Annotated in this window: 11 protein-coding genes; 7 read left to right on the top strand and 4 right to left on the bottom strand. The window is 67.5% G+C overall.

Features of this window, described 5'->3' with window-relative positions:
- Positions 1-46: 46 nt before the first annotated feature.
- Positions 47-349, bottom strand: coding sequence for a DUF5789 family protein (locus ACSC1W_RS07745; protein WP_435346357.1), 303 nt, complete (start codon positions 347-349; stop codon positions 47-49).
- 111 nt (positions 350-460) lie between these two features.
- Here ACSC1W_RS07745 and ACSC1W_RS07740 point away from each other — a divergent pair, with 111 nt between their 5' ends.
- From ACSC1W_RS07740 to ACSC1W_RS07715, 6 genes are all read left to right on the top strand, one after another.
- On the top strand, positions 461-742 hold the full coding sequence (locus tag ACSC1W_RS07740) for a hypothetical protein (RefSeq protein WP_435346356.1): 282 nt from the start codon (positions 461-463) through the stop codon (positions 740-742).
- A gap of 339 nt (positions 743-1,081) precedes the next feature.
- Positions 1,082-1,621 carry a uracil-DNA glycosylase gene (locus ACSC1W_RS07735; protein ID WP_435346355.1) on the top strand — a complete coding sequence of 180 codons (540 nt, stop codon included), beginning with the start codon at positions 1,082-1,084 and terminating at the stop codon, positions 1,619-1,621.
- Positions 1,622-1,801: 180 nt separating this feature from the next.
- A complete protein-coding gene (locus tag ACSC1W_RS07730; protein WP_435346354.1) occupies positions 1,802-2,215 on the top strand; it encodes an amphi-Trp domain-containing protein in 414 nt (137 codons plus the stop codon).
- Between the two features lie 81 nt (positions 2,216-2,296).
- Entirely contained in the window at positions 2,297-2,968 is a 672-nt protein-coding gene (locus ACSC1W_RS07725; protein ID WP_435346353.1) for a helix-turn-helix domain-containing protein, read from the top strand.
- 170 nt (positions 2,969-3,138) lie between these two features.
- Positions 3,139-3,363, top strand: a complete 225-nt coding sequence (locus ACSC1W_RS07720) for a hypothetical protein (RefSeq protein ID WP_435346352.1) — start codon at positions 3,139-3,141, stop codon at positions 3,361-3,363.
- Between the two features lie 220 nt (positions 3,364-3,583).
- On the top strand, positions 3,584-4,618 hold the full coding sequence (locus ACSC1W_RS07715; protein ID WP_435346351.1) for a Gfo/Idh/MocA family protein: 1,035 nt from the start codon (positions 3,584-3,586) through the stop codon (positions 4,616-4,618).
- Between the two features lie 16 nt (positions 4,619-4,634).
- Here ACSC1W_RS07715 and otsB read toward each other — a convergent pair whose 3' ends face one another.
- Positions 4,635-5,447 (bottom strand): trehalose-phosphatase, encoded by an 813-nt coding sequence (otsB, locus tag ACSC1W_RS07710; RefSeq protein ID WP_435346350.1) that lies wholly within the window; start codon positions 5,445-5,447, stop codon positions 4,635-4,637.
- The gene (locus ACSC1W_RS07705; RefSeq protein ID WP_435346349.1) at positions 5,444-6,985 is read right to left on the bottom strand and encodes an alpha,alpha-trehalose-phosphate synthase (UDP-forming); all 1,542 of its coding nucleotides are present in this window, start codon (positions 6,983-6,985) and stop codon (positions 5,444-5,446) included. The genes otsB and ACSC1W_RS07705 overlap by 4 nt, the downstream gene beginning before the upstream one ends.
- Positions 6,986-7,628: 643 nt before the next feature.
- On the opposite strand from ACSC1W_RS07705, the gene ACSC1W_RS07700 reads away from it, so the two are divergent.
- A complete protein-coding gene (locus ACSC1W_RS07700; RefSeq protein WP_435346348.1) occupies positions 7,629-7,985 on the top strand; it encodes a hypothetical protein in 357 nt (118 codons plus the stop codon).
- Between the two features lie 51 nt (positions 7,986-8,036).
- Here ACSC1W_RS07700 and ACSC1W_RS07695 read toward each other — a convergent pair whose 3' ends face one another.
- Entirely contained in the window at positions 8,037-9,266 is a 1,230-nt protein-coding gene (locus ACSC1W_RS07695; RefSeq protein ID WP_435346347.1) for a CBS domain-containing protein, read from the bottom strand.
- Positions 9,267-9,325: the final 59 nt, after the last annotated feature.

Below are 9,325 nucleotides of genomic sequence, written 5' to 3'. Positions count from 1 at the left end.
CGCCAAAGTCATGGGGTGCTTACGTCGAAAAACGCCGTCTTACCGGTCAGAAAGAGTGCTGGTCGTAGTCCTCCGCCGTCGCGTTCTGGCCGCGGTCCGTGTACCCAGTCCGTCCCTCCGCCTCCTCGCCGACCATGGTGAGCACGGCCCGCTTGACCTCGTCGTAGGACCGGTAGTCCTCGTCCAGCGGTTCCACGACCTCGCCGAGCGTCACCGTCCCGTTCGCGTGTGAGAGCTCCCTGTCGCCGTACTTCTCGACCAGTTCGTCGGTCGACAGGGGATACGTCTCCGATTCCAGTTCGTCCTGTACGTCACCGAAGTCGACGCCTTGCTCTCGCTCGTCAGTCACGGTTCATCACGCGTCCGGGCTACGGCACGGGACGCAAAGTCGTTTGGGTACGAGCGCGCCCCGCGACGGTCGAGACGGTGACTTAAGTGTCTCAGTCCCGTCCGGTCAGTCATGGCACGCGAGCAGGCCGACGACTCGCGAGAGAACCGAACCACCGACCACGCCCTCGTCCAGAGCCTCGTCGAGGACCGAGGCGGCTACCCGGCCCACGAACCCCAGACCGAGGGCCAGGGTGACCGGGCGCTGCTCCGGATCGGCGACACCGACGAGGCGGCGGACCTGGAGGAGATGTCGTGGGAGACGTTCCTCGACATCTTCGAGGAGAAGGACCTCGCCTACGTGTACGACCCGGGCGGTGACGGCGTCGGGCGACTCGACCAGCGAGACGCGTGACCGGCATAACCCGGTGCTACTCGCTGGAAACGTCGGGGTTCTGTATAGTGTCGACGAAACGCGGACCGTAACTATGGACGCTGACGCCGAAGGAGTCCCCGTGAGTAGCTATCCCCGCGCCGCCCGACAGTCCCGCGTGAAGTGCATCTCGTGCAACGCCCCCGTCGTGCAGACGGTCGACGACCGGTACGTCTGCGTGGAGTGCGGTTCCGCTCCCGTCGAAATCAAGGAACCCGGTGACCGAACAGCGGACGGAGACGCGACCGGACCGACGGGGCCGGACCGGGAGGCTGGTTGACCGACGATGTCCGACGGTCCAGTTCGACGGCCTGAAGCACCATGACCGACTTCGAGACCAGGTTCGAGTCGGAACTCGCCGCCGTCCCCGACGAGCACGTCGACCGTGACCGGTTCGTCCCGGGGGTCGGCCCGTTCGACGCCGACGTGATGCTGGTCGGTGAAGCCCCCGGCGAGACGGAGGTCGAGGAGGGCGAACCGTTCGTCGGGCGGGCGGGCGGCCTGCTCGACAGCACGCTGAACAAACTCGGCGTGGACCGGGCGTCGCTCTACCTGACGAACGTCGTGAAGGTGCGACCGCCCGAGAACCGCACCCCCCGCGTCGCCGAGATAGAGGCGTGGCTCCCGGTACTGGACGCCGAGATCGAGGCGGTCGACCCGGTCGTCGTCGTCTCGCTCGGGGCCACCGCGACCCGGGCGCTGCTCGACACCGACGAGACGATGGAGTCGGTCCACGGTCGACGGTTCGAGCGCGACGGCCGGACCGTCGTGCCGGCGTACCACCCCGCCGCCTACTTCTACGACAGGAGCAAGCGAGCAGCCTTCGAGGCCGACCTCGAATCGGCGTTCGACCTGCTCTGACCCGTCCGGGACGGTCCGACCGGGCCATCGCGGCCGAACGGCCCCTCGCCCCGAGACTCCTGGTGAACGACCACGGGCGCCCGTCCGACCGGACGACGCCCGTTCCGGACCGGGGGAGCCGACCCTGCACGCCACTGCAAGGGGAAGGGTGATGCGTCCGTCGGTCGAACATCCGACGCCATGAAGGAACTCGAAACGAAGCGGGAGATGTCGCGCGAAGAGGTCGCTGCGTACTTCCGCGCCTTCGCCGACCAGCTCGACGGAACCGACGAGTCGGACGAACACGCGCGAGGCGCGTCCGACCGCAGTACCGTGACCGACGAATCCGGAGTCGGGACCCCGACCGACCGCGAACGAGGGTCCGCCGACCGTCAAGCCACGGACGAGACGAGTACGCGGTCCGACTACGGGAAGGTGACCTTCCACGTCGGAAACGACAGTCACACGATCAATCCGCCCGAGATAGTGCAGTTCCAGATGGAGATCGACTCCGACCGGTCGCTCCTCGGCGGGGACGAGGACCGCGGCGTCGTGTTCGAACTCGGCTGGGACGCCGACGCGGTCGAACGCGACGACGAGTTCAGGGTCGAGTAACCGACCCCAACGTGGCCCGTAAAAACCCGGGCCATGGATATGCTGGTTATACTAATGCCGGACGCTGCCGTTCGGGCCACCATGGGAACGATCGTCGACGCGATAGTCCCGACGGCCCAATTCGCACTCTCCGACACGTTCGACGCGCTCGACGACGTGGAGTTCGAATCCCTCCGCGTCGTCGCCCACGAGTCGGACCACCGGATGCCGCTCCTCTGGGGGTCCGCTTCCGACCTCGACAGTCTGGACGCCGAACTCGAGGCCGACGGGACTACCACCGACGTGACGCGGTTGGCCGAGTGCGACGACCGTCGCCTCTACAGGGTCGAATGGCACCCCGAAATCCGGCACGTCCTCGGCGTCCTCGTCGAGGAGTACGGGACGCTGCTCAGGGCGAACGGGCGGAACGAGCGCTGGAAGCTCCGCGTGCTGTTTCCCGACCACGACGCCGTCTCGTCGACCTACGAGTTCTGCAAGGAACGCGGCCTCGACCTCTCGATCCGTCGCGTCAACGGCGTCGGCGAACTCGTCGACCACGGGGGCATCGAACTCTCGGACGGACAGTACGAGGCCCTGATGACCGCCTTCGAGACCGACTACTACAGCGTCCCACGCGGACAGACGCTGGAGAGCCTCTCGGAGGAACTCGGCGTGTCCCATCAGGCGCTCTCGGAGCGGTTGCGCCGGGGACACCGCAACCTCATCCAGAACACCCTCTACGACGACCGCGAACCGGTCGAACGCTACTACTGACCCCCGTCGTCACCCGGAGTACCGTTCTCGCAGTACGGGAGTCGGCACGTCGTCCAGGCGACTGCAGGTATGGTACTGTTTCTGGAATCGCCAGCAGCCCAGCCGATATGGACGGACAGGAGCGTGGTAAAGAGTAAAGTGTGCTCGCGACCTGTATCTCTGCACCCGCCATGCCCAACTGCCCAGGCTGTTACGAGAGCGTGCCGTACGACCGCCTCGCCGCACACCAGCGCTACTGTACCGAGCTTCGGGACTCGGACCTGGTCGGGGCGCGCTCGGTCGAGCGCCTCGACAGGCGCGTCGAGTTGCTGGAAGAGCGTCTAGAAGCCCGTCTCAGAACCATCGAAGAACAGCTCTCCGACTCGACGTTCGGAGGCCGGATGCGGAGCAAGTAACGGAACGAGACCCGCCGGCCGCGTTCCACGATTTCTATCGACGCGCCGACCGCGAGAGTCCCGACTGTCTCCGGAGATAGCGCCTCGCCGTGGCTTCCGTCGAGGAACTCGCTACGAACCAGGCGACCGTACCGCGAGGACGGGGGACCGACCGCGATGGTGGTCGAACGGGAGTCACCGACCCGACAGAGGTTTCTAGGTAGCGGCGTAATCTGGCCCCATGGTGATGCAGATCGGGTTCATCGGAGTCGGCGGTCTCGGGTTCCTCCAGTGTCGAACGTTCGCAGAGATGGACGACGTCCACATCGTCGCTGCTGCCGACGTGACACAGGGCGCCCGCGACCTCTTCGAGGAGGAGTTCGGGGCGCCAGCCTACGAACACTATCGAACCCTGCTCGGCGAACACGGGGACGAACTCGACGCGGTCGCCATCGTCACGCCCCACACGCTCCACTACGAGCAGGCGTCCGCCGCACTCCGGCAGGGCGTGAACGTCCTCGTCGAGAAACCCATGGTTACCGACGTCGCACACGCGGTCGACCTCGTCGAGACCGCGGCCGAGCGGGAACTCGTCCTCCAGGTCGGCTACCAGCGACACTTCCACCCGGCGTTCCGCGAGATCAGGCGCATCATCCAGAGCGGTCGCATCGGCGACGTCCACACGGTGAACTGCTATCTCGGACAGGACTGGATCGAGCCACACCGGGAGACCTGGCGTGGCGACACCGCCCTCTCGGGTGGCGGGCAACTGTACGACTCCGGGTCGCACCTGCTCGACGCGCTCCTGTGGACGACCGAATCACGTCCCGCGACCGTGATGGCCGAGATGGAGTTCGACTCCCCGGGGCTCGACGTGAACAGTTCGCTCTCGATCCGCCTCGAGAGCGACGGCGACCCGATCCTCGCCAGCGTCGCCATCAGTGGCGACGGCGTCGAGATGGACATCGCCGAGGGGTACTTCTACTGGGGCACCGGCGGACGGCTGTCGTACGTCGACGGCGTCATCGAGGTCACGGAGACGAACGCCGTGACCTACACCACCGAACTGACGCAGGGGACGGACTTCGAGACGCTCGACAGGGCGAAGCTGGAGAACTTCGTCGAATCCGTGCGCGGTGACGTCGAACCGGCCGTCCCGGGCGAGGTGGGGTTGCAGGTGACCGGGGTGACCGAGGCAGCGTACACGAGTGCCGAAGAGGGCAGGAGAGTCGACGTGCAGGCCCTCATCGACGACGCACGGGCGGAACGGGACTGAGCCGCCGCGACCCGTCTCACGCCTGCTCGAAGCTCTTCTCGACCAGCCAGTCGAGGAACGGCGCGACGTCGGCCTGGGACGGCAGTCGATGGGTCGCCGCCGTCTCGTCACGCTCGCCGACGAGCACGCCGACCCCCCCGGGGGCGATGGCCTCGAAGGCGTCCTCGTCCGTCGTGTCGTCACCGACGTACATCGGCAGCCAGTTCACGGGCGTGTCGTCGGCGAGGTCGGAGACGACGGTCCCCTTGTCGTGGTCGACGGCCGGTCGGACCTCGAACACCCCCTTTCCGTCCACGACGAGCAGGTCCGAATCGACGGACGAGACGGCACGGTCCACGGCCGACCGGACCGCCTCGATGGCCGCCGACGGCGTCCGGCGATAGTGAACCGTGAGCGTCAGTTCCTTGTCCTCGACGAGTGCACCGGGCACGTCGTCGAGGTCGTCTCGCAAGCGGTCGACCAGAGACTGCATCGCCGGCCGGTACTCGGCCGCATCCGCCGTGACGGTCCGCTCGCCGTCGTGCCGACGTTCGAGCCCGTGGTTCCCCGAGTAGGTCACGGCGTCGACGCCGACGCGTTCGACGAGGTCCGAAAGCGCCCGTCCGCTGACGACGGCGACGCTGACGTTCGGTCGCGACGCCAGTCGGTCGACCGCGTGTCGGTTCGCGGGCGTGATTGTCGGGGCCGTCGGGTCGGTGGCGATGGGCGCCAGCGTGCCGTCGAAGTCGAGACCGACGAACAGGCCGTTCGTCGCCGCGAGCAGTTCTTCGAGGTCGTCGCTGGACGCCGAGACCGGGACCGCCGTCCGTTCGTCGTTGCCCCCGGTCATACCTGGGGACGTTCGGCGAGGGGCCGGTGGGTGGCCGCGAGGTCGAACTGGTGTTCGAGCCAGCTATCGAGGTCCCACTCCGCGACGTGCTGGCGCAGTTCTTCCATCCGCCGTCGTCGCTGGCCGGTGGGCATCTCCAGCGCCCCCTCGATGGCGTCGGCGAACTCGTCGACCGCGTGGGGCGACACGGTGACGGCGTGCTCGCCGAGTTCCTGGTGGGCGCCCGTCTGGTCGCTGAGCACGAGGACCCCGTCGCCGTCGACCTGTGCGGCCACGTACTCCTTCGCCACGAGGTTCATCCCGTCCCGGATCGGACTCACCAGGGCGACGTCGCTGTGGCGGTAGAGCGCGAACAGCTCCTCCTGTGGAATCTGGTCGGTGAAGAAGACGACCGGTCGCCAGTCGTCGGTCCCGAACCGGTCGTTGATCCGTGAGACGAGCGCCTCGACCTCGTCCTGCACTCGCTGGTACGCGTCTATCTTCGACCGGCTCTCGCTCCCGTTCTGGACGTAGGTGAGCGACCCGCGAAGCGACGGCCTGGTCTCCCACAGGTGCTCCAGTGCCCGGAGGCGCTGGGGGATCCCCTTCGTGTAGTCGAGCCGGTCGACCCCGACCGCGAGCGTCGTGTCAGGCGAGATGCCGTGCCTGCGACGGAATCCGGCGTCGAACTCACGTTCGGACGTCTCCGTCGCACCACGGTGGATGCGGTCGAACGGGACGCCCAGGGGGGCGGCTTCGACGCGGGTGACCGAACCGTCGTACCGCACCTCGTCGGTACGCCGTTCGACCGTCGCGTCCGGGAGGCACGCCTCGACGCACTCGAAGAAGTTGGTCCGGTACCGCTGGACGTGGAACCCCAGTACGTCGTTGCCGAGCAGGCCTCGCAGGAGCGCCTCGGCGTGCGGGCAGCAACGGTAGGTGTCCCACGACGGCCACGGGATGTGCCAGAACTGCATCAGGACGGCGTCCTGCTGCAGGCGGTCCCGGACCATCCCGGGCGCGAGTCCGAGGTGGTAGTCCTGGAACCAGACCAGCGGGTCGCCGTCGGACCGGTCGGGAGACGATTCGATGGCGTCGAGGACGGCGTCCGCGAACTCCTCGTTCGTCCGTCGGTAGGCGTCCCAGAAGGACGCGCGGGACCGTATCTCGGAGAGCGCGGAGTGGCAGAGCGGCCAGAGGACCTGGTTGCTGTAGCCGTAGTAGTAGTCGTCGACCTGGTCGTCCGAGAGCCAGACGCGCTTGATGTCGTACGTCGGGTCCTCGGGCGGCACGGACACGCGGTCGTCCTCGTCGACGACCGCCTCGTCGGCGTCGCCGTCGCCCCAGGCGATCCAGGTTCCGCCGGTGCGCTGGAGCACCGGGTCGAGACCGGCCGTCAGCCCGCCGGTCGGGCGGTCGACGGTGACCTCGTCACCGTCGTAGTCGTGACTGTACGGTTGGCGATTCGAGACGACCAGCAACCGGCCGTCTCTGGGTCGCGTTCGGTCGGCAGCGCCAGGCGTAGCCGACCGGCTATCGGGATGGTGTTTCCTGTGCATGTTCGGTGAATCTCGCTCCGTCGGACTCCTGAATGGTGGAAGCGTTGCCTCCGGCATAGGGTTCCTGCTTGCATGTTCAAGGACCGATAGGCGGGGGTCGAACGACCCGGTCGTAGTCGTCGCCGTCGCCGATATCGCTCCGTGCGCGTGTTCTCTGCCATGGTCACCGACGCTCCCCGCGCTTGCTCGCCCGCTGTCGCCCCCTCGTGCCCCCTTTCGCCCCCGCGTGCCCGCGACGGCGTCGCGTTCGACCGGGTGCCAACCTGCCCTTACCGTGCAAAGAACCGCTTACCGGACTGTCAGGACGCCACTGTCGGCAGTCTCGACGGCGATACCGGCCCCGACCGGTGGACGCGCGACCAGTCGCGAGCTATCGGACACGGCTGACGCGAACGGTCCTGAACGGTCGTTTTACATCGATACATCTGTAACAGTAAGACGGTCTTTCTCCACCTGCGACCGGGGCAGGCACACGGTTCGACCGAAACTGGTCGCCACCGGGGGCGAACGCGTGCTGCCGCCTCACCGCCCGAGCACCGGCCGAACCGGCCACGAGTCGCCGAGGAGCGACACGTGGCGTAAGCGAGGACGTATCCATCAAAGTTTCTGGATAACTAAGTGGAACGCGAGGCCAACTGGACGCATGGCACTTCTCGATTCCGTCATCGTGTTCGTCATCAGCCTGCTCGTCGGGGCGCTGGGTATCTACGTCGGGGCCAGGCTGGTCACCGACTACAGCGACTACACGTACGCCATCTGGACCGCCCTGATCGGGGCGCTCGTCTGGACCGTCGTCGCGTTCTTCGTCGGGTGGATCCCGTTCCTCGGGCCGTTGCTCGCCCTCGTGGCCTACGTCGCCGTCATCAACGTCCGGTATCCCGGGGGCTGGGGCAACGCCATCGCCATCTCCTTCATCGCCTGGCTCGCGTCGCTCCTCGTGCTGCTCGTCGTCGCGGTGTTCGTCGGCGGGTTCGACGTCGTGGGCGTCCCCGGGGTCTGACCGTCGCCCGTTCCGCCTCGGGTCGAACGCGCCGGCTCCGGGCGTCCCCCGTCAGCCGTCGAGCCACCAGCCGAGGAGGCGTTCGGTCCGCTCGCGGTCCATCTCGTTCCGTTCCCTGGTCTGCTTGCGTCCCTTGTCCTCGAGCACGTTCTCCTCCGCGACGTCGGCGGCCGCCCCGAAGGCGGCCGTCGCGCCGTACTCCTCGGCCGACCCCGTGAACCGGCCCTCGTCCGTGAACAGCCTGACCGTCGACAGCACGAGGGGGATGCCACGGTTCCGCTCCTTGTGCCGGTGGAAGACGACGTTCGCCTCGAGGATGTCCATCTCGCCGTACTTCTCGTCTATCTCCTCGACCCGGTCCGCGATGTCGGCCCGGGTCAGCGTGTCCAGCAGGTCCACGCCGAAGACCTGGACGTCGACGTGGTCGTCCTCGGTGACCGTCAGCGCCTGGAGCACGTCGGTCGTCGTCACGATGCCGAGTGGCCACTGGACGTCCCGTGATTCGACGAGCAGCGAGGAGTACTCCTCCTCGAGGATGCGGCCGACGGCGTCGTCGAGGGAGGTGTCGGCCGTCACCGTCTCGACGGGCGTCGACATCACGTCCCTCGCCGGGAGGTCGAGCAGCCGTGCGGACTCGCCGGCGCGCTCGCCGTAGCCCCGGTGCGTCCGGAACCCCTCGTGGGACCCCGACCCGCCGTGAGCGTCGAACCCGTCGGGTGCGCCGCTTTGCTCCCGGTCCAGCTGTCGGACGGTGAAGTCCACGAGGTCGTGGACGCTGACGATGCCACGCGCCTCGCCGTCGTCGACGACCGGAACCCGGGTGATGCTGTGGTCGCTGACGACGTTGATCAGTTCGCCGATGGTGTCGTCCGGGGCGACGTGGATCAGGTCCCGGGTGAACACGTCTTCGACGTCGAGCACCGAGAGGTTCGACCTGACGAGGGCCAGCAGGTCGTAGTCGGTCACGACGCCGTGGAACCGGGACCCCTCGAACACGGGGAGCAGCTTCAACTCGCTCTCGACCATCAACCGGGCCGTCTCGCGGACGTCCTCCTTCCTGCGCACCCGCGGCGGGGCTCGCATCACCGACCCGACCTTCTCCTCGGGGTCGTGATGCGAGGAGAGGAGGTCCGATTCGGCGACGACGCCCTCGAACCCGTCGTCGGTCTCGACGACGACCGCCCGACGCGCGTCCTGGTCGAACGTGCCGCGGAGCTTCGAGACGGGGGTCGACGGGTCGAGCGAGACGTACTCGGTCGTGACTGCGTCGGCGATGTCCATGTCGAGTCGGCCTACGCCACTGAGACCCAAAAACGTTGTTCGTGACCCCACCCGGTTGT

The organism is Haloarchaeobius marinus (assembly GCF_051207415.1).
Lineage (GTDB): Archaea > Halobacteriota > Halobacteria > Halobacteriales > Natrialbaceae > Haloarchaeobius.
The sequence above is the reverse complement of the archived record's forward strand: the minus strand, read 5'-3'. Positions and strand labels throughout refer to the sequence as shown.

Excerpts from the sequence above, each read along its gene's own strand:
- ACSC1W_RS07740 (WP_435346356.1), top strand. The coding sequence starts at position 461 with ATGGCACGCGAGCAGGCCGACGACTCGCGAGAGAACCGAACCACCGAC.
- ACSC1W_RS07735 (WP_435346355.1), top strand. The coding sequence starts at position 1,082 with ATGACCGACTTCGAGACCAGGTTCGAGTCGGAACTCGCCGCCGTCCCC.
- ACSC1W_RS07730 (WP_435346354.1), top strand. The coding sequence starts at position 1,802 with ATGAAGGAACTCGAAACGAAGCGGGAGATGTCGCGCGAAGAGGTCGCT.
- ACSC1W_RS07725 (WP_435346353.1), top strand. The coding sequence starts at position 2,297 with ATGGGAACGATCGTCGACGCGATAGTCCCGACGGCCCAATTCGCACTC.
- ACSC1W_RS07720 (WP_435346352.1), top strand. The coding sequence starts at position 3,139 with ATGCCCAACTGCCCAGGCTGTTACGAGAGCGTGCCGTACGACCGCCTC.
- ACSC1W_RS07715 (WP_435346351.1), top strand. The coding sequence starts at position 3,584 with ATGGTGATGCAGATCGGGTTCATCGGAGTCGGCGGTCTCGGGTTCCTC.
- otsB (WP_435346350.1), bottom strand. The coding sequence starts at position 5,447 with ATGACCGGGGGCAACGACGAACGGACGGCGGTCCCGGTCTCGGCGTCC.
- ACSC1W_RS07705 (WP_435346349.1), bottom strand. The coding sequence starts at position 6,985 with ATGCACAGGAAACACCATCCCGATAGCCGGTCGGCTACGCCTGGCGCT.
- ACSC1W_RS07700 (WP_435346348.1), top strand. The coding sequence starts at position 7,629 with ATGGCACTTCTCGATTCCGTCATCGTGTTCGTCATCAGCCTGCTCGTC.
- ACSC1W_RS07695 (WP_435346347.1), bottom strand. The coding sequence starts at position 9,266 with ATGGACATCGCCGACGCAGTCACGACCGAGTACGTCTCGCTCGACCCG.